The 20,250-nt window shown below is 42.8% G+C and carries 14 protein-coding genes; all 14 read right to left on the bottom strand.

What is annotated here, in order from left to right; all coding sequences use genetic code 11:
* Window position 1 precedes the first annotated feature (1 nt).
* A complete protein-coding gene (locus PHEP_RS03595; RefSeq protein WP_012780887.1) occupies window positions 2-2,365 on the bottom strand; it encodes a carboxypeptidase-like regulatory domain-containing protein in 2,364 nt (787 codons plus the stop codon).
* The gene (locus tag PHEP_RS03590) at window positions 2,331-2,858 is read right to left on the bottom strand and encodes a hypothetical protein (protein WP_012780886.1); all 528 of its coding nucleotides are present in this window, start codon (window positions 2,856-2,858) and stop codon (window positions 2,331-2,333) included. The genes PHEP_RS03595 and PHEP_RS03590 overlap by 35 nt, the downstream gene beginning before the upstream one ends.
* 3 nt (window positions 2,859-2,861) lie before the next feature.
* On the bottom strand, window positions 2,862-4,541 hold the full coding sequence (locus PHEP_RS03585) for a glycoside hydrolase family 28 protein (protein WP_012780885.1): 1,680 nt from the start codon (window positions 4,539-4,541) through the stop codon (window positions 2,862-2,864).
* Complete coding sequence (locus tag PHEP_RS03580) at window positions 4,538-5,011, bottom strand: hypothetical protein (protein WP_012780884.1); 474 nt, start codon at window positions 5,009-5,011, stop codon at window positions 4,538-4,540. Before PHEP_RS03580 ends, PHEP_RS03585 begins: the two co-directional genes overlap by 4 nt.
* Before the next feature lie 2 nt (window positions 5,012-5,013).
* Window positions 5,014-6,591, bottom strand: a complete 1,578-nt coding sequence (locus PHEP_RS03575; RefSeq protein WP_143715685.1) for a putative Ig domain-containing protein — start codon at window positions 6,589-6,591, stop codon at window positions 5,014-5,016.
* Window positions 6,592-6,653: 62 nt separating this feature from the next.
* Window positions 6,654-8,108 carry a DUF4998 domain-containing protein gene (locus tag PHEP_RS21420; protein ID WP_012780882.1) on the bottom strand — a complete coding sequence of 485 codons (1,455 nt, stop codon included), beginning with the start codon at window positions 8,106-8,108 and terminating at the stop codon, window positions 6,654-6,656.
* A 163-nt stretch (window positions 8,109-8,271) separates the two neighbouring features.
* On the bottom strand, window positions 8,272-9,462 hold the full coding sequence (locus tag PHEP_RS03565) for a DUF4998 domain-containing protein (RefSeq protein ID WP_238326537.1): 1,191 nt from the start codon (window positions 9,460-9,462) through the stop codon (window positions 8,272-8,274).
* A gap of 97 nt (window positions 9,463-9,559) precedes the next feature.
* Window positions 9,560-10,807, bottom strand: coding sequence for a DUF4959 domain-containing protein (locus tag PHEP_RS03560; protein ID WP_012780880.1), 1,248 nt, complete (start codon window positions 10,805-10,807; stop codon window positions 9,560-9,562).
* Between the two features lie 29 nt (window positions 10,808-10,836).
* Window positions 10,837-12,765 carry a RagB/SusD family nutrient uptake outer membrane protein gene (locus PHEP_RS03555; RefSeq protein ID WP_012780879.1) on the bottom strand — a complete coding sequence of 643 codons (1,929 nt, stop codon included), beginning with the start codon at window positions 12,763-12,765 and terminating at the stop codon, window positions 10,837-10,839.
* Window positions 12,766-12,777: 12 nt separating this feature from the next.
* Window positions 12,778-16,242: a SusC/RagA family TonB-linked outer membrane protein gene (locus PHEP_RS03550; RefSeq protein WP_238326536.1), complete on the bottom strand. Its 3,465-nt coding sequence runs from the start codon at window positions 16,240-16,242 to the stop codon at window positions 12,778-12,780.
* A 191-nt stretch (window positions 16,243-16,433) separates the two neighbouring features.
* Entirely contained in the window at window positions 16,434-17,630 is a 1,197-nt protein-coding gene (locus tag PHEP_RS03545) for a FecR family protein (RefSeq protein WP_012780877.1), read from the bottom strand.
* Window positions 17,631-17,736: 106 nt separating this feature from the next.
* Window positions 17,737-18,363 carry an RNA polymerase sigma factor gene (locus PHEP_RS03540; protein ID WP_012780876.1) on the bottom strand — a complete coding sequence of 209 codons (627 nt, stop codon included), beginning with the start codon at window positions 18,361-18,363 and terminating at the stop codon, window positions 17,737-17,739.
* Window positions 18,364-18,707: 344 nt separating this feature from the next.
* On the bottom strand, window positions 18,708-19,394 hold the full coding sequence (locus PHEP_RS03535) for an RluA family pseudouridine synthase (RefSeq protein ID WP_012780875.1): 687 nt from the start codon (window positions 19,392-19,394) through the stop codon (window positions 18,708-18,710).
* Window positions 19,394-20,209, bottom strand: a complete 816-nt coding sequence (gene panB / locus PHEP_RS03530) for a 3-methyl-2-oxobutanoate hydroxymethyltransferase (RefSeq protein ID WP_012780874.1) — start codon at window positions 20,207-20,209, stop codon at window positions 19,394-19,396. The genes PHEP_RS03535 and panB overlap by 1 nt, the downstream gene beginning before the upstream one ends.
* Window positions 20,210-20,250 lie beyond the last annotated feature (41 nt).

The raw sequence follows: 20,250 nt of genomic DNA, 5'->3' as shown, positions 1-20,250 counted from the left end.
TTTAAGGCGCTATTTTTATAAGGGCAGGCATGCGTGCCGAGCCCAGCTGTCCGTTCATATCGCTCCCTTCCACAACAATGGTATAACTGGACGGTTGCCCTGCGGCATAAAATGATACAGTGGCTTCCCCTTTTTCATCGGTAATGATATTGGGTTCCCAATAAATAGTAGAACGGATATCGGTTACACTACTATCCTTGTTAAGGTATTTTGGGCTATAGAATTTTTTTGGCAGTGAAAAAGCGAGCGGTTTATACAGGTAAGTTCCGGGTGTTTGTTTCATGAAAGGCCCTCTGCCATTTCGGGTGGTGATTTCTATATAGGTATAATCTATGCCCGAAGCACCACCAACTCCGGTTAGCCCACCTTTTCCGCTAAATGAGGTTTCGGCCGTACTTAAAAACTTATTGTTGTATTTTACATTATAAGAAGCATTGTACATTACCTCTATTCCTTTCACATCTTCGGCTGTAAAATTGTCAAGGTTCGTTTTGATGTGCGTATATCGCTCCTGCAAACCTTCTGCGGAATCATCGGCATCTGCCATCAGCTGCCAGTACTCGTAGCTCTGGTCCAGGTCTATACCATCTATGATAATTTTAACCAGCTGATTTTTAAGCTTCAAGCCAAACTTTCTTATTTTAGATGGGGGATATAAATAGCTGCCCATAACCAAACCGGGTATACGTGCCATTAGCAACTCGTATAATGGCCTTTTACCCTCTTTTAACAGGTCGCTTTCCGTTAAAACCTGATCGGCCTCGCCTGATCCATTCAAATTATGTGAACCCTTGACTATCTTTTTTGCTTCAATGTTCACTTCATTCAATAGCTTTCCGGTAGATTTATCCTGCTGTTGTTTTAGCGCAAGGGCTTTTTCTACCTTCTGCTCAAGAGCGGGGTCTTTTACCTGGGCCTCGGTTGAATAATTTACAAGTAAAGGGCTGAACACGGGCGGTTTCCATTCATCTACTTCCAGGTTCACAAAGAAGTTTTTACCTTTTTTATTAGTGGCCTGTATTTTATAAACTGCCGTATCTGCAATGGGCAGGTTTTTGAAAATGAACCTTCCATCTGGGCCGGCAACGGTATCCATAAACAGTAGAGGTTTTTTTACAAATAAACTAACTTTTGCCCCCGCCAATCCTGAAAAAGTTGAGCTTACTTTTCCTGTAATCATAAATTCCGGTTCGGCGCTATATTTAGGTATTTTATAGTTTGACAGCTCGTTCCAGTTATAGCCCAACCAACCAGCGGTAAGTGCCAGACTATCCAATGCCTGTTGGGCAGCAACAGTACCGTTGCTGTATGCATCTGCACTTTTAGGCTGATTGCGCAGTTCTGAGGAAAGCAGCATATAGGTATTCAGGTCCCCGTTTTTAGTAGGGCCCTGAGCAACCTGGCTGTCATCGGTTACCGACAGGGAGAAACTTCCCTGTACAGGCTCATTGTTCTTATCTGTAACCTTTATCCGCAGCGCAATACTGTCCCTGCTTTTGTAAACGGCCTGCACCGTATTGACGTTGACCTTCAGCTGGTCGTGCTGATCAATATAGATCATCCTTTCATTCAGTGCTTTCAGATTTTTATCAATAAGGGTAAACCTTGCAATACCGGTAGGGAACAGGCTCTTTGGAACAGCGTTTACAATCTTTCCGTCTTTTAAGTTAACCGGAATGGCATAGCAAACTACACCTCTGGACTGGCCAACAAGGTAATAACCTGATAAATTTTTAGCTTCCCCTTCAGCAGTAATGGTCAGTTCCATATCTGCTTTTTCCGGAGAACTATTTATGCCTAAAGTAGTTCCGGTGTTTGGAATAAGAGGTGTATTGAGGTTTTTAACAGCCTTTTTTAAAACTGCAGCATTGCCCGGTAACGTTGCATTACTGATATAAATGTTTGCGGTATAAGCAGCGGCCTCACCAAAATTAAGCATCCAGTTGGTGTAGGCGCGCAGCAGGTAATTGCCTGTTGGCAAGTCCCTTTCATCCAGGCTGATGTTACCCCAACCCATCCCATATTTAGCCGGAAATTTCATCCGTTTCAATACTTTATTTTCAGCATTTACCAGTTCAACATAAAACAGTCCACTTTTGCTGGATGGCATTAAAAAAGGTCCTTCCAGTAAATAGGCCTTAAGCCAAAGTGTATCGCCCGCAAGGTAATTGAACTTGTCCAGGTGCAGGTATAGTTTCTCTACCGGCATATCTTTCCTTACCGTATCCATCAGCGTCTTGAACTGTTTGGCCTGGGAGATGCTATAAACGGGTTGTTTTTGTGCCTTAACAGCGTTATTGGAAAACAGGATTATAAATAAAACAAGTAAATTAAAAAATCGTACCGCGTTTTTTCCTTGTTTCATCTATATAAATCTTTTTACCATGTATGTCATTGGCTATTTCCATTAAAAGTGCGAATAATTTTTTGGATAGTGCCTTTTCTGCACCCGAATATTCAATGTCGTATTTAAAAATATGATCGCTTTCTCCCAATATGGAAGTTACGGCCTTTAAATTGTATTTCCCACTTAATTCAATGCTATTGGCATTGATCTGTCCATTGAAAACATAAGCCGCCCTGCCGCCTTCTATAATAGAATCTTTTGTTGAAATCCTAAACAACTTCCGGTTAATGCTTACCTGATAACCTCTATTTACCAATGCTGTTTGCAGGAGGAATAAGTTTTGGTTAACGGACTTATCATTTTCTATCAGGAGCTTGTTTACGCCTTTGAAAAGTACCGAATCCATGAGCTGTTTTTTAATGGGGTTCTTTTTTACAGGTGCCGGGACCGTTTTGATCTGGCTTAGGCCCATAAGCGGCATAAACAATACCAGGAGCATTATTCTTTTCATATTTCAGGTTCTTAATTTCAGAGATTTTTCATTCGCACCTCCACTGTAAACTACTTTTGTAATTGCCTTTATGAATTCGCCCCCGTCAATGGTTATGGCTTCATTGGATTTTCCTTCTAAACTGAGCAGCACCTTACAAGGGCTTAACACCCTGGTGGCGGTAAACAGCAGGTCTTTTGAATTCACTATTCTTAACAGGGATGGCGCAGTAGTACTGCCCTGTAGACTTAAGCCATTGATAGCTGCATCCTGTACATTGTCAAAAACAATAGCGGGCCGACTGTCATTATGCTCAAATTCGAACCGTACATTTTGCAGGGTTAAACCCTTTACATTTCTGGCATACAAGCCATAGGCGGGGGGACCTCCCGGCGCCGTATCCCAGACACCAAAATATTCGGCAGCAATTTTCGGAACATCGTGTTTACCGGCCTGAGCTAGTGTACCACCCCCGGCATAGGTTACATGCACATCCGTAAAACTGATGTTTTCGAGGTAATGATCGTCCATAGCATTCAGGGTAATGCAGGAGTTTCTTTCTCCTTCTTTAAAGTTGAGTTCAAAATGGATATCGGGATGAGGGACAGGTGCCGCCACTACAGAGGCCCTTATACCATTAAACGAAATGTTGCGGATAAAGGGCTTGCCGGCAACCTGATTGCTGCCTCCTTGAATGTTGCCGGGTGTACCACTAAAGCCAATCCCGATGGGCCCGGTTACATTTTTCATGATGATATTGGAGAAGCTAAAATTTTCTATACTGGCCCTCCCTGCACTGATCTTTATCGGGCAGCCATAAGTATCGTAAATAAGGCAATTGGATACTGCAATATTCTGCGATTCGCCACCGCCAAAACGAAATATAGACCAGCGGGTACTAAAACTGCAATTGGTAATGGTTACAAATTTATTACTGCCAAACAAAGCGCAGGCATCATCCTGGCATTGTACATCGCAATTGGTAATGTGTACGTACTGGCAACTGCTAAAATGAAAACCATCGTTATTTTTATTTACACGGTTATAAATTCTTACACCATCTATATATACCTGTTTACATTGCAGTAAACGGATACAGTGGTAGGCGCTGGCCTGTAAAAAGGCATCGTGTAAACGGAGTTCGGTACATTGATAAAAAATGAGGAGATGCGGACGGTCGAAATTGCCATCAATGCCTTTTTGTCCGGGCCCGGTATTGTCGCCTTTTCCGTTATAGAATGCCAGTCCGTTCCCGTCTATGGTACCTTTACCCTCAATGCTTAACCTTTCTGCATTTACTGCATACAGAAAAACGATGTTGCCATTTCCTGCCGGCACACCTTTGCCTGCGGTATAATGGGCTCTTTTCGGACTTCCAAGTAATTTACCCCCGGCTGATAAATGAAAGGTTACATTGGATTTAAGCTGCAGGGTTCCGGATAAGAATACACCTGTGGGAATGAACACCGTGCCACCCCCTGCCGCATTACAGGCATCAATTGCAGCTTGTATGGCAACAGTATCCAGGCTTTCCCCATCCCCTTTTGCTCCGTAGTCCCTGATGTTATAAATATCCTGTTTAGGTATTTCCTGCGGCATTGTGGCACTGATCATCGCTGCTCCCCCAAGTGCTAAGGCCGGAACAGAAACTTTGCCCAGCCAGGCGCGGCGCGAAAGCTGGTCTGATGATTCCTGATTGATCATTGTTTGTTAAATTCTAATGTAAGTGTAGCTTTTGGTGCTTCTATAATTTCACCCGTATCCTTGTCTTCATATTTGATGTTTGTGAAACCCGCAGTCCAGGTCATCTCAGTAGCGGTTGCAGCAGCTATCTTCCAGATATGGGCATCAAAAATTGCTGCATCATATAGTTCAATATAGATGACATTGTTCTCTTCCACAAGGTTATACCTGGTATCCAAAACCTCAGCACTACGGGTAACCACTCTGGCTTTCAGCTCTTTCATAAAACTGAGCTGCTCTGCTATACTGGTACTTTCCAGTACCTCTTCATATTCTTTCTGGCCAGACTGATCATAGTAAATGATCTTGTTTGACAACACAGACCATTTGCCCATCAGGTTGTTGTTCATTTTTACCACCTGGGAATTATCTTTTTTGCATCCAATAACAGCTACTGCCATAAATGCGATTAGCAACAATTTTTTCATCATAATTATTTAACAGGAAACAAGCGTAGCATAACCACTCCATGTTGTGCTACTTCAGTTTTAAATTCATTTTCAAAAATTCCAAGATCTTGTTGGCGCCACAGGTCGCGCAGCTTATATTTACCTTTGATACCCAGATCAGACCATTTTAGGGTTAGCTGCTGACTTCCATCGTCAGCCAGGTTAAACAGACCTGCAGCCTTGCTCCCGTCTTCCATATCTTTTGCCATTACGCCAATATCCCCTTCTTTGGCAATTACAATGGCCTGTTTACCCAATGGATCCTGGTTTACAGCATTCACTTCATCGTTTGTGAGCAGGCTTAAGGTAAAGTTGTCCAGTTTTGAAATGTCGTTCCCCAGCAACAGGGGTACCGACATCAGGCACCAGGCCGTCATGTGAGTATATTGCTCATCGGAACTTAGTTTGGAGGGCCATTTTTCTGCCGAGTTCCAGCCTACCACCCCCAATATCATCATATCCGGATCGTTCCAGTGACCCGGCCGGGCAAACTTTGCCCATTTGTCCTGTGTAAAAATCCTGCTTTTTAAACTTTTCCAGTTGTCTTTAATGTCGCCACCCGTACGCCATGCATTTGATACCTGTGACAGATCAGCAATGGTTTCAAAGGGGGTACTGTTGGATAAACTGTAAACCAGGTCGCGGCCACTGTTCCTGAGTGCATCATACATGGCCTTTGTTTCGTTTAACTCTATAGGGTTCCAGTCGTACTTCAGGTAATCAAAGCCCCATTCTGCAAATTGTCTGGCATCATTATCCCAGAAATGATAGGTCCCGATTGCATAAGGCAGCTGCTTTTTATTTCTGGGGATGTTCTCTTTAGTGCGTTCAAATGTTCCTTCGGCATTCATGGCCGAACCACCTGTACGGTGACCGTAAGACTCTACCCAGGGGGTAGAATAGGTGCCAATTTTAAGGCCAAGACCATGAACCTCATCCACCAGTTGCTGCATATCCGGAAACCGGCTGCTATCCGGAAGAATGGCATGATGTTTACCACCACGTTTGCCCTGCCAGCCATCATCAATGTTCATATACGACCATCCATAATTGATCAGACCGGTACTGGCCATGGCTTTTGCCTGCGTCAATACTTGTTCCTGGGTAATCCTGGTGCCATAGATGTTGTAATGGTTCCAGCCCATTGGCGGCGTAAGCGCCACTTCTTCTCCTACTATTATTTTGAATTCCCGGCTGGCTTTACCCAGAGAATTGGAAGCTTCGATGTTGAGGGTATAAGTACCCGGTTTGGCAACTGATCCTGAAATGCGCCCGGTTTTAGCATCTACCTTTACACCTTTGGGCAGGGGTTTAGCAGAGAACTGCATGGGCCTGTTGCCTGATGCCGGAATGGTAAACAAGATGGGATGATTGGGCCGGACACCAAATACTCTGGGGCCGTTGATACGGGGTTCCGGTTTGGCTGCCGGTGTTAAAATAAATGTTGAATTTGTTTGCGCCCATAAATTTGTTGCACTTAATGCACAAAGTAAAAATATGGGTATACCTGCAAAACATTTATACCAGGGGGATACCCATAACAACCCGATTAATTTTTTCATACCTGATTTAACACAATTCATTCTTCTAACCCCTTTGATTTTTCAACATCAACAATTTCTTTTTACTTTTTTCCAATTGCAAAATCCGCAAAAAGGACTTTTTCATCCCTCAACCGAACCGCATTACTTAAACTGCGGTATATACCCCATTTCGGACGGCAAAATGTAGCCGCTGTACGCCACAGATCCATATCGCTTATAGCATACGATAACAATACCGATCCATCACTTACTTTCTTCAATACCAGCTCATAAGTACCATGTGTACCAAATTTTATTTTTTCTGTAGCTTCAATCCAATTCCCTTTGAATGGTGCAAGGTCAACTATTTTAACCTTGCCAAGCGTAGTAGCATCAGTATTGCCGGTATGAATGATTTCCAGTTTATCCGGACTGCCATAACGTGGTGTAATGGTAATTAACGGAGAATCTTCATTGGTACCATCCCCGGCCTTGATTTGATGTATATGTGTAAAACCAGATGAGGACTGAAAAGCTGCATCCAGTTTAAACTTCCATTTAAAGATCATTTCATCACCGTTAAATGCCTTTCCGGCTGATGGAGAAGACCCATATGTTTTAATTTCTGTTCTTTGCCTGTCAGTAGCACCACAACGGTCGTCATCAAGGGCTACATGGGCAAAAAAAGCAAATACATTTTTATTTAGCCCATTCTCAAATTCTTCTGTAATGTGTGGAACCGGGTGTCCACAATCAGGCACTTCATAAGCTGTACCACCTAATATCCGGTTTATAAGTCCGTAAGTATCACCAGGGCCATCTGCCTCCAGGTTAATCATTGAGGCATATTTATCTTCTTCAACCTGCCCTGCAAGATTTACGACCATAGTGCTGTAAGCAGTATGAAATGTATCAATAGCAGATGTTTGTGGCAGGTATGCTGTTCTGAATGAGAAAGCGCTGCCAGTTTTATACGCTGTTAGTGTAGTACTGGCTGTTGTTGGTAAAACATTTACTTTATGGTTGGCGCCCTGACTGTCAGTGAAGGTAACTTCTGTATGAACAGCTCCTGCTGCTGCATTTTTCCAGCTGATGATTGCTGCACCATTTGTCGCAGTATGAGCTACCTGGTCTACAGGCCGGTTTACCAATGACGCTTCATACTTGTCACCATAAACCTGTCCGCTCACAGATGTGCCTTGTGATTTATTACCCTTGTTATTGTAGGCATATACAAAAAAACTATAATTTCCTTCGGTCAGGTTATTGATTATAGTTGTTACATTTTCTGTTGGGGCAGGTGCCGGCAGTTCAAGAGAATCGGTATTATTGTTCCAGAATACGCGGTATTTAGCGATGCTGACATTAGCAGATGCAGCGGGTTGTTTCCAGCTTAATTTTACACGGGATTTTCCACTGTTAATGCTTAGTGCTGTAACATTTCCTATTGTTGCAGCGGCTGACTCATCAATAGGGTCAATCTTTTTTTTCTTACAGCTCACCAGGAAAAAAAACATTAACAGGAGTACGGCTGGAAAAAAATATTTTAGTTTCATAATTTTTAATCAGGATTAGAATTTTCCATACAAAAAGGCCGGCTGATGTGGGGAAAACCATAAGCTTAGCATTAAGACCTATAGGATGGTGATCCTACAGGCCTTAATGATTAAGCATGATGCATCGGGTATTTCCGGTGCGTTCAAAATCTGAGGTTGTTAATTATAGTTTATCTTTCTTATAAACTTCAATTTCAGAGACGTTAATATTTGTGGCCTCATCTCTTAAACCAATATTGATTTTTATAAACCGGCCTTTCAGGTTAACAAGCGCTGTATTATCTGCATTTGTGGAAACAAATATATCTTCTGTTTCAGGTGCACCGAACTTGATGTAAGCTCTTTTCCATTTCGTATCCGTTGCTATAGTTGCGGCTTCAGTATACAATACCTCATAATAGGTAATCTTACCCGGATCTTTAATAAAATAAGTCTGTACCGTATTAAAATCAACAGCAGAGCCCAGGTCGACATAGAACCAGACGTTCAGATCAGCACGCTCAGAACTACTTGGCTGCCAAACAGTTGCATTTGTACGATCTCCATCGGTAAGCGTAGTCCCTGTTCCACTGCTGGTGGTTACCTTTTTCTTTAACGCAAGGTTTTCATCTTTTGACGGAGGGGTTGGCGGTACATAATACTTGTAACCTATATCTGTATATGCTGTAAAAAAAGTATCGATAGCCGTTTCTTCCGGCAAATAAGCAGTTCTGTATCTTACTTTTGCGCCTGGCGCATCCTTAAAGTTGAAAAGGGTATCCCTGTCCAGCCAGATCATCCCCCTGCGGGCATCGGCAGGATTGGGAATCTTTTTCTTCTGAACAGTTTTAACCTGGCCTGCAGTATTGGTATAAATAAGGTCTATCCTTACTGCCTGCTGGGCTACTCCGTACCATGGAATGTATAAGTCGCTCTTACCATTTAAAATATTGAGCTGGGGCATATCAAGGGGTCTGTTGGTAATGGATGCCTGATAATTATCGCCATATACATCGCCAATAACTTCAGATTTAACTGAAGAATGTCCTTTATCGTCGTACATGAAAACACTAAAGGTATAGATTCCTTCTTTCAGCCTGTCAATAAATGTTTGCACTGAATCGGTACCACTGCCCCGCTGTATAGCCAGAACAACAGAGTCGCGGCCTGCAGGTCTTTGACCCGGAATAACAGGTTCTCCTTCTATATGCGCCGGATTGTTCCAGTATATTTTTGCAGAGGTTATTTTTGGGTCTGATACGATATACCATTTTAATTTAACCCTTTTGTTACCTGAAAAAACCTGTAAAAGCTCGGGCTTACCATTGTAAACGATTTCGCCGCCATTCAGGAAATCCTTGTAGGTGGCGTCCATTTTCTCACAAGAGGTAAAGCACACACCCGCTAGCAGGAGAAAAAGGAAATTTCGGATAATTGATTTTATATACATGATCTTTTTAATCTAAGTGTATTTATTGTTGAATCTGTCCCCATATTCTTAACTCGGACATATGCAGAAAACCTAGTGTACCCTGTATGGATGCCCAGTTATCAATGTGTTTCCAGGCGATATACCTTACCGCAGGCGCATCGAGCGGGAATTCATATTCATGACCGGCACGGGCAATCTCCACATCATCATTGGATACCTGTCCGACTGGCAATCCTGAAGGTTTTACCATGATCTGGTGATCGAGCATTACCCAGCTGTTTTGATCGGCAGGTGTATTGGTACCCCATATTTCCCATTCGTGGGGGTTTCCATGGCTATAAAAATAAGTCGAGTTGTCATCGTGCATACGTTGCCAGATCTTATAGCGGCTTAAACGTGTAACTTTACCCAAATCCATAGGGAACCAGGCTGGTAAGGGATTTTTCTCATTGGAATGAAAACCATTGTTACCGATCTGATTGTCGAATAAATTGGTGAACGGCCATGAACTCAGGTTACCAGGTTCTGCCAGCAGGGAACCGTCAACAGGAAGCGGTCTTATCTGCGGGATCGGAAATTTTTTCCTGACATCTACAGCTGCTTTTAACTGCTCTTCATATATTGGCGTCATTTCTTTCTGCAAAGTATCTGTTCGGTTGTCCCAGGTATCTTTTACGAAAAAACCAAACTTACGGGGTTTAGCTTCCAGGCCACGTACTGAAAAACCACCTGAGGCCAAACCTGTATAATAGGCATCTACATCTTTCCATTCGCTCAGCTTGTCGTCCCATACCACTACACCAATTACAATATTGTAGGGGCGTTCGCCTGTAGATGCCGGGTTCAGGAACTTCACATTCATTCCACCAAAGGACTCTCTGATGGCCAGGGACTGCATCACGCCAAAGATTGGAGGGGCTAAGGGGTTAATGGTTACTTTAATTGGTGCGGATGCTTCTTCACCGGTTCCAACTGCATAAAGTTTAACCTCGCGCGGATTGGTATCACCTAAGCCTTCAATAAGGACTGATTTTTTGTAAAAAGATGATTTCGAGACCACCATTTTACCCTGGCGCTCATATTCTGCTTTTACATATAAAAGATTTGCATCATCGGGAAGGGTATAACTAATTATAGCCCCCCCAGCAATGTTTTCAACCGAAGCATTTGTAACTGGTTTGGGTGCACCTTTTTCACCGTAAAGCGGCTTAAGGGTTTCTTCTTTACAGGAAGACATCACCACCGATACCAGCATGAATAGGGTAAGTATCGTTTTAAACTGTTTCATATTTTTAATTTTTAGGATCAATAATTTGTTTACCAGCCTGGATTTTGGACCAGATTTTTGTTGATCTGCATTTCTCCAAGCTCTATTGGCCATAAATATTCCTTCATGGTGAAGTATTGGTTGTACAGCAAGACCGAACGGTAAAATGAATTCGCACTTTTTTGGGTAATGTCCCAACCTTTTACCGGCTGGTTCAAATCTTTATGTGCCTCTTTCCATCTGCGCAGGTCCCAGAAACGCTGGCCTTCAAAAGCCAGCTCAATGCTGCGCTCCTGATGGATGATCTTTCTTAAATTAGTCTTATCGTTGTAGTACCCAGGCTGTGTAGAGAACCTGTCCCAGGCTTCTTCAACAGATAGGACGCCAGCCCGTTCCCTTACCAGGTTCAGGTATGCTGTTGTTGCAGGACTGTAGCCATTTACTTCATTTAATGCTTCTGCATACAATAAATACAGATCCGATAACCGCAGCTCCGGCCATGGGTAGGTAACGGTATTGCTGGTAATGTTTCCGTCAGCAGCACAAAAAGTCTCGATATTTACCAGTTTTTTGATCCAGTAACCTGTGATAGAAAAATTACTGATACCCTGGCGTGCCGAAATTTCTGAAGCCCTGGCCTGTACAAAATTGAGGTTTTTTGTAATATCGTTGTTGTTTACCCAGTTGCCAAACCATATACCACGGTCGAATCCGATACTGGCATAAAAACGGGGTTCCCTGTCAAAATGTAGTTTTACAGTATTGGAATCCAGTTTCACATAAAACCGGTCTTTATCTGCAGCAACCTTAAGTTCATAGCGTCCGGCATAGTCCCAGGTTTTGTCGCTGTTAATCGGAAGTCCGTGCTCCGTATAAAACATTTCAGCCATTTTCAATGTAGGGGCAAGAATACCTTTAGGGCCACTACCACTGGTAGCACCACCTGCAATGATAGGCATAGACCAGCGTTGCATGTTTACATCGGCCCTGCTGTTGGTATTTGCCCAGATTACTTCCGGGTTAGCTTCACGCTGGGTAATGGCTGTGCGGATTTCCAGTTGTTTCCTGATCGTATCGTTGATCACATAAGTAGCCAGTCCCGGGAAAGTGCTTAACCTGTAGCCCTGAGCATGACAGTAGTCGATAGCCTCCTTACAAGCATCGGCAGCGCGTTGCCATTTGGTTGCATCATAAGCAGGTGTAAAAAGTGGTACACCCTGCTTGTCGCTGAAACCTGCATATTCAGGATTTCCGTTAAACAGGGGGCTTGCTGCAGTAACCAGTACTTTAGCCTTTAAAGCTTTTACAATAGGTTTGGTGATCCTTCCGAGCTCTGAAACTTCTGTTGAGGCAACACTTTCCGGCAGATTGGGATTGTCAAATGACTCATCCAATAGCTGGACAATATAGTTTACACAGCTATCTAAAGGTGCCCTGCGTACCTGAACCTGTTCGGGAGAAGAGGCAATTGGCAAATTCTCCTTCATCAGCGGAATGGGGCCATACATCCTTAACAGATAGAAATGATAATAAGCTTTCAGAAATTTCACCTCTGCAATCCAGCGTTCCTTTTCCCAGGTATTCATCTCTTCTACCTTATTGATGTTGTCCAAAAAGATGTTACAGTCCCGTATACCGCGGAACAAAGGTTTGCCTCCACGACTGCCACTCCAATAGTTACCAAAAGGGTTGTCGGAATTTTGCAGACCTAACGCGATGCTGTAAAAATTGGTACTCACATCCATTGGTGGATTTGGATACCAGATCTCATCAGCAGCCGAAAAACCAGTATTGGTATTGAAATGACCATTGGCCGGCATATAAGAATAGCAGGTAAATAAATATTTTTCTGCAGATGAGCGCAGGTTAAAGGCATAGTCTATCGTAGCAACGTTATCCGGAACAACATCCAGAAATTTTTTGCAGGACATGAAAGTGCCTATAAGGGTAATGAGCAATATGATATTAATTTTTTTCATGATCGTTTCTTATTAAAATCCTACCTGTAGACCAAAATTCAGCACCTTTTGTACAGGATAGCCCAATCCTTCGCCACCCATTTCCACATCCCATAGTTTGAATTTACTAAAGGCAAAAAGGTTACTACCGGTTGCGTAAATCCTTAATCGGTCTATTTTAGCCCTTTGTATCAGTCTTTTAGGAAGCGAATAACCAAACTCGATCTGTTTTATTCTGAGGAATGATCCGTTACGCATAAACCAGGTACTTGTCTGGGTGTTGTTTGAAGATAAAGATCCACCAGTTCCGTTTTGCACAGGATAAGCACTTAAACGTGGCCATAGGGCATAAAGGTTACGGTTTTGCTCAGACCAGTGGTCGTTGGCATAAGCCGAAAGCAATTGGTTTTGAAGCTTATACCCCACCAGATCTGTACTGCTGGACCGGTATTCTACAAATGGTGCAGTAGCTTCAGGATCTATCCAGAAGGAAGAGCGTGCCGAGCCTTGCAGGAAAGCATTAAAATCGAAGCCTTTATAAGATGCGGAAAAACCAAATCCATATATAATTTCGGGCCTTGTAGGAAAACCTATCGGCACCTGATCATTAATGTTGATCACGCCATCTCCGTTGATATCGCGATATTTGATATCGCCGCCCATTGTTGGGTTATTTCCAAAATTCTGCTTAGGGGAGCTTCTTACTTCCTCATCGTCTACAAAAAGACGTTCGGCAATATAGCCCCAGGTTTGTGAAGTGGAATAACCCACTCTATACCTCCACGGATATTCATACTCTGGCTCTTCATAAGCCTGGTAATGATTTTTAGCATAAGTAAAGTTACCCCTTACTCCTAAAATCAGGTTTTTTCCAATATTATTGTTGTAGTCCAGCTGCAGTTCATAGGATTTGGAATTGGCTTCACCAACGTTTGCTTTAGGCGTAGCCCCCTGCAATCCCATGGTTTTAGGGATAGAGCTTCTTGACATTAAGATATTGTATCTATGTTCTGTAAAATATTCTGCAATGATGTCAAGCTTGTTCCATAAACCCAGCTCCAGTCCGAATGTGGAATTGGCTGCAGTTTCCCAGGTAATGTCCCTGTTCTCGTAACGGCCAACAGAAATACCTGGCCTTGAATAACCACCATTTGATCCAAAAGTGGCCCCCATAGCTCCATTGTTCATGTTTACTTCAGAAAGGTAGAAGAAGCGTTCGTCCTTGCCACCTATGGCGTCATTACCTACCAGTCCGTAATTTCCACGGATCTTCAGCTTGCTGATCACGTCAGTATAAGGTTTAAAGAATTTCTCGTTGGAGATTTGCCAGGCCAGACCTGCAGAAGGGAAGAAACCAAACCTTTCGGTTTTATAGAAACGTTCCGAACCATTGTAACCAAAGTTAAATTCAGCAAAGTAGCGGTTGTCGTAACTATAGGTTGCCCTTCCAGAAACCCCCAGGTTACGTGAGGCCAGCGATTCCTGTAAATCGTTTGAGTTTCCATCCAGTTTGGAATCCATCAGCAAGACCAGTGTACCCCCTAAAGCATGTTTTTGTTTAATGGTACTGTTATAAGTAAATGCCGACTGTAGATGGATAACAGAAGAAACCTTTTTTTCTCCTGGTACAAAATTCAGGTAATCTGTACCAAAATCAGGATTTAAAGGGGTTAATTTATAGGTATCCGTTAGCTTATCATAGCTTCCGGCAGTATACCAGAAAGGAACATACTGACGCCGGAGGTCAAAGAACGACTCACGGTTAATGTTACCCATAGCATTAACAGCCAGGCCTGGCGTAATAAAGGACAGGTCCTGCTTCAATTCTATCTGTGCCAGCATTAAAGACCTTGCAGACTCTTTATACCCTTTTACCATGTCGGCATAAGGGTTCAGGTATTGCCCCTGCTCCAGGTTTCCAAACATAATGTGTTTGGCCGTTCCGCCGGTACCCGGAACAACCGGATAATAAGGCAGGAACTGTACCGGACTTGTACGCATAATTTTACGGTATATTCCCTGACCACCGTCCAGAGGTCCGTTGTAATCTTCAAAGTTACCGTTCAAACGGATATCTACATGGGTAGATTTGGATACATTCAGCCCCACATTAGAACGAATATTGTACTTTTTAAGGTTAATGTTATTGTTAAAGTTATTGCGGTTGTCTACTTTCAGGATACCATTGTCCTGGTTAAGTGCACCTGCAACGTAATAAGTTGCGACCTGACCGCCACCACCCAGATTGAAATTGACACGCTGGTTCATGGTGTTGTTCCTTAACAACTGGTCCTGCCAGTCTACAGCCGGAAATACCACCGGATTTGTACCGGCAATGGTATTGTCTATTTTGCTTCTTGAATAAGGGGTAGGGACATTGGGCTGGCGTGTAATATAGGCCTCATTGTGCAGGCGCATATAGGTAATCGGATCGGCCAGTTCCACATTCTTTGTTGCCGAAGATATAGAATTCTCGTAACGGATATTAATTTTTGGCTTACCTTCTTTACCCTGTTTGGTAGTGATGAGGATGATACCATTGGCACCCCTTGCACCATATAAAGCATTTGCAGAAGCATCTTTCAAAATGGAAAAGCTTTCAATATCATCCAGTGTAAGCTGGGCCAGATCCTGGGTAGAATATTCCATACCGTCAATCAGGATCAGGGGATCTTTTTTGTAACCGAAAGTGGTTGCGCCCCTGATAAAGAACTCGGCATTGTCAGCTCCGGGCTCACCACTTCTCTGATAAGCAATAACCCCTGCCAAACGCCCCGCAAGGGCTGTGGTAAGGTTACTTGAAGGCACTTTCAATTCACCAGGATTGATGGTGGTAATGGAACCGATAACAGATTCTTTTTTCTGTTTACCAAAAGCAACAATAACAGTTTCCTCAAGCTGGTTATCAGTAGGTTTCAAGGTTACATTAATAATGGTCTTCCCTCTTACCGGAATTTCCTGTGAAACATAGCCTACCATACTGAACACAACCACAGCACTTTCATCAAGTACATCAAGGATATATTTACCATTCAGGTCGGTTGTGGTTCCGATCTGCGTTTTTCCTTTAACAGAGATAGAAACACCTGGTAAAGGGCCAACGGTATCTCTGACCGTACCCCTGATCTCTTTGGCAATGGTCATGACAGGATAAACCCGGTCTGTTTTTTTGACCACAACAGGTACTTCAGTTACCGTCTGACTGCTGTCTTTTCGGATAATGAGTGTTTTGTCAGCGATGGTCCATTTGATGGACCTTTTTGGAAAAAACTCGTCAAATACCTCTTGTAAGCTGGCATCTGTAAAGCTGACATCAGCTGCCCGGGCGGCCTTAATCAGTTCGCCATCGCAGATTACCTGGTAGCCGGTTTGTTTTGTAATTTCTTTAAATACTGTTTTAATGGAGCTGCCCTTCTGAGAAAAAGTTATCTTCTGGGCAAAGCCTGAGGCACTTGCCTCCATTAACAGTGTAGTCATGATGATGATGATCAACTTCATAATACGCAATATTTGATTAGCTCTGCGTACACTGGATGCAGACCTAAATAGATCGTAAAAATTCATACATTTGGTTATTGGGTTTATTGGTTATAATTGTTAATTGTAAAGACATTTTTAGCAAAAGCCTGATATTATCCGTGGCTCCGAGGGCAATCTGAGTCACGGATTTGTACTATTTTTAGGTAAAATTATTTGTGCACAATGATCCTCCTTCCTTCAACTTTAAAATGGATTTCCCCTGTTAATTCCAGTATGGACAATACCTTCGATACATTGGCGTAGCGTGTTACTGAACCCCACACAGTTTTGCCTGCTACATCATCCTCATAAATCACCTCTACATCATACCAGCGCGAAATCTGCTTCATAATATTTTCAATAGATTCATTTTCAAAAAAGAACTGCCCGTTTTTCCAGGCGATCTCGGCCATAGGATCTACCCGCATGACATTTATAGGTTTTGAACCAGCGCTGATGCGCGACTGTTGTCCGGGTTTTAAGAAAGCCTGTTCGCTCTTTGCTCCGCTTAATGCAGTAACTTTTACAGCACCTTCCAATAAGGTAGTTTTGGTATCTGGCTCATCTTCGTAAGAATTGATGTTAAAATGAGTACCCAATACCTGTACGGTTTGCCGGTCTGACCGAACTATAAAGGGCTTTGTAGCATCCTTTTCTACTTCAAAATAAGCTTCTCCTTTCAACTCGACCTTCCGCTCATTCAGTTTAGCAAAACTTAAAGGGAATCTGAGTGAGGACGCGGCATTGAGCCAAACCCGGGTACCGTCGGGTAGATTTACCTGATATTGTCCACCTCTTGGTGTTGAAATGGTATTGGTTAAATTGCCCGCGATACCCTTACCCGAATCGTAAATTTCCTTGACGGTATATACCAGCTGCCCATTTGTAGTTTTAACAACCTGAACACCGGCCTGTCGAGCCAGGTTACCTTTACCTACCTGATCTAAGATGATCTCCGATCCATCGGCGAGGGTTAAAATGGCTTTATTTCCGCCAGGTGCCACGTCTGCCTGCAGGTTTTGTTTGTCAAAATGTACTTTAAAGAATATGGCCCCGGCAAACAATAAGAATACGGCCGCTATTTTAAACCATAATCTCTTTTTAGCAGGATGTTGATGAATTTTCCCGGCATTGATCTGCAGAAGAATCTGCCGCTTCGTTTGCGCTAAATCTTCTTTAACCTGGGGCAAATCCTTAAACTGTGGATCAGGCTGCTGTTTTAGCTCGCTATCGATCAAATCCTTGAAAAACACTTCATGTTCCCCAGACCTTAACAGTTCCAGAAATACCTGTTCTTCTTCTTCAGAACATTCATTTGCCAGGTAACGTTTAAATAATAATGTGAGCTCTTCCCGCTGTTTATCCATTTGGTATATATGCCATTTACAGATAATACGGTTGGGCGCGACAAAGTCCCTGCTCTGAATGTTATTTTTTTTCTTTTTTTTTCCAGACCTGAATGCGCCTAAAAATTCATGATATTAACACATACCCTATCAGCACAAAAACTACCGGATCTGAGATCAGCAACTGGGCCCGGATAAATTTGTTTGACTTCAACAGATGGTCGCTCACTGTTGAAGTAGAGATGCTCAGCAGGTTACTCACCTCATGATAGCTCTTACCCTCCAGTTTACATAAAGTAAATACCTGTTTTCGCTGTGGTGAAAGCTTATCAATAGCATTTAAAAATAGCTGACTGCTTTCTTTATAAATAAGTTCTTCTTCGATATGGCTGTAGGTTTCGGTGCCATTGCTAAGCATATGTGTTTCCAGCTTCTTTTCCATCGCTATTTTTCGGAAATGATCGTAAACCGTATTTTTGGCAATCCGGAACAAATAAGCATTAAAAGGCTTTTCTGGGTCAATAAGTTCGCGTTTTTCCCATACTTTTACAAACACATCCTGCAAAATCTCCTGTGCCAGATCCTGATCCCTTACCATTCTTAAGATATTTGCATAGAGCTGCACACTAAACCTGTTGTAAAGTTCATGAAAAGAATGATGATCATGGTTGGTCAATTTAATCAACAACGCTTTGATCGATAAAGCGTCATTGCCTTTTTTAATTACATTAAGGCTTTCAAAGCACAACGTCATAATTTTGGTTTGGTTTAGTTTAGGATTTATTGTTCAAAGTACCTGTTGGTTATTCAGGCAATCAGCTGTTCCAGATAATATCCGGAAAGCCTTCATTATCTTTAGATAGAAAAAGCGTGCATAGGCAATAAAATCATATTCTTTATACCAATGCAGGAGCACTCAGGTATAAGGAATGGTTTACATTTGGTTAATTAAAATAAAATTACATATCGGCACAGGAATAAAATTCTGCTTAATGTGCTTAGTTCTCAAACATCTTGGCATTTTTTTACAGAACAGCAGAAAAACAGGCCAATAAAGAAGCAATGGAAAGGAATTTTAAGGCAATAAAAAAGGGATGTTTAAAATCCCTCAAACTTTTCCCAGAAGCCATCAACAGGCAATTCGGCAAATATATTTACCGGCTCCTTTTTTACAGGGTGAATAAACTGCAGCCGTCGTGCATGCAGGCAGATACTGCCTTTGCGGCTTCCCCTGGGATAACCATATTTGTTGTCGCCTACAATAGGACAGCCCATGGTAGACAACTGGACCCTAATCTGGTGCGAACGCCCCGTAAGCGGGTCTACCTCAATTAAATAATAATCGTTTAAAGTTCCGATTAACCGGTAGCTCAATTCACAACGCTGGCTGCCCGGAACTTCTTCGGCATAAGCAGTGACCACATTCTTCTGAGGGTTTTTGATCAGCCAGTGGATCAGGGTACCCGATGTTTTTACCGGCTTTTTACGTACTATGGCCCAGTAGGTCTTTTTTACTTCCCGGTTTTTAAAAATGGCATTCATCCTTTCCAGGGCCTTGCTGGTTTTAGCAAATAAAATTACGCCGCTAACGGGCCGGTCCAGCCGGTGTACCACACCCAGAAAAGCACTATTGGGTTTATTGTATTTTATCGCCAGGTATTTTTTTACCTGCTCATCCAAAGGCTCATCCCCCGTTTCGTCAATCTGTACAATATCCCCCGCCTTTTTACATACTGCAATCAGGTGATTATCCTCATACAATACATCTTTATCAGTTACCGGCATTAATACTGTTCCTTTTCGTTTGGAAAATCATTGCCCTTAACATCCCTGATATAAGCCTGCGCTGCATCTTTAATGCCATCATAGAGATTTAAATACTGACGTAAAAAACGGGGCTTAAACCCTTTGGTCAGGCCGATCATGTCGTTCACCACAAGTACCTGCCCATCACAATCAGGCCCTGCACCAATACCTATAGTTGGGATATGAAGACTTTTGGAAACTGCTGCGCCCAGTTTGGCGGGGATCTTTTCCAGGACTATACCAAAGCAACCGGCTTCCTGTAAGGCCAGGGCATCGCTTTTCAGTTTATCAGCCTCAGCCTCACCTTTCGCCCTAACGGTATAAGTACCAAATTTATAAATAGACTGGGGGGTAAGGCCTAAATGTCCCATCACCGGAATACCTGCAGTAATGATGCGTTGTATAGAATCCACTACCTCTGTTCCTCCCTCCAGCTTTACCCCATGTGCACCGGACTCTTTCATGATTCGGATGGCAGAGTTTAGGGCTTCTTTAGAATTTCCCTGATAGGAACCAAAGGGAAGATCTACAACTACAAAAGCACGTGCAGCACCCCTGACAACAGAAGCCGCATGATAAATCATCTGGTCTAGGGTGATCGGAAGTGTGGTTTCATGACCTGCCATTACATTGGAAGCTGAATCCCCAACCAATAAGACATCCAGTCCGGCATCGTCCAGAATGGTTGCCATAGAGAAATCGTAAGCTGTTAACATAGAGATTTTTTCGCCATGCTGTTTCATTTCCTGTAATATATGAGTCGTTATTCGCTTTACTTCTTTATTTACCGACATACTTTTATTTTTTGTTAAAGCAAAATTAGTTTTTACAATCG

The sequence above is a fragment of the Pedobacter heparinus DSM 2366 genome (assembly GCF_000023825.1).
Taxonomy (GTDB): Bacteria; Bacteroidota; Bacteroidia; order Sphingobacteriales; family Sphingobacteriaceae; genus Pedobacter; species Pedobacter heparinus.
Note: the sequence above shows the minus strand (reverse complement) of the source record. Positions and strands in the feature narration are given on the sequence as shown.

Excerpts from the sequence above, each read along its gene's own strand:
- PHEP_RS03555 (WP_012780879.1), bottom strand. The coding sequence starts at position 12,765 with ATGAAAAAAATTAATATCATATTGCTCATTACCCTTATAGGCACTTTC.
- PHEP_RS03575 (WP_143715685.1), bottom strand. The coding sequence starts at position 6,591 with ATGAAAAAATTAATCGGGTTGTTATGGGTATCCCCCTGGTATAAATGT.
- PHEP_RS03565 (WP_238326537.1), bottom strand. The coding sequence starts at position 9,462 with ATGGACGCCACCTACAAGGATTTCCTGAATGGCGGCGAAATCGTTTAC.
- PHEP_RS03535 (WP_012780875.1), bottom strand. The coding sequence starts at position 19,394 with ATGCCGGTAACTGATAAAGATGTATTGTATGAGGATAATCACCTGATT.
- PHEP_RS03595 (WP_012780887.1), bottom strand. The coding sequence starts at position 2,365 with ATGAAACAAGGAAAAAACGCGGTACGATTTTTTAATTTACTTGTTTTA.
- PHEP_RS03585 (WP_012780885.1), bottom strand. The coding sequence starts at position 4,541 with ATGATCAATCAGGAATCATCAGACCAGCTTTCGCGCCGCGCCTGGCTG.
- PHEP_RS21420 (WP_012780882.1), bottom strand. The coding sequence starts at position 8,108 with ATGAAACTAAAATATTTTTTTCCAGCCGTACTCCTGTTAATGTTTTTT.
- PHEP_RS03580 (WP_012780884.1), bottom strand. The coding sequence starts at position 5,011 with ATGATGAAAAAATTGTTGCTAATCGCATTTATGGCAGTAGCTGTTATT.
- PHEP_RS03545 (WP_012780877.1), bottom strand. The coding sequence starts at position 17,630 with ATGGATAAACAGCGGGAAGAGCTCACATTATTATTTAAACGTTACCTG.
- PHEP_RS03590 (WP_012780886.1), bottom strand. The coding sequence starts at position 2,858 with ATGAAAAGAATAATGCTCCTGGTATTGTTTATGCCGCTTATGGGCCTA.
- PHEP_RS03540 (WP_012780876.1), bottom strand. The coding sequence starts at position 18,363 with ATGACGTTGTGCTTTGAAAGCCTTAATGTAATTAAAAAAGGCAATGAC.
- panB (WP_012780874.1), bottom strand. The coding sequence starts at position 20,209 with ATGTCGGTAAATAAAGAAGTAAAGCGAATAACGACTCATATATTACAG.
- PHEP_RS03560 (WP_012780880.1), bottom strand. The coding sequence starts at position 10,807 with ATGAAACAGTTTAAAACGATACTTACCCTATTCATGCTGGTATCGGTG.
- PHEP_RS03550 (WP_238326536.1), bottom strand. The coding sequence starts at position 16,242 with ATGAAGTTGATCATCATCATCATGACTACACTGTTAATGGAGGCAAGT.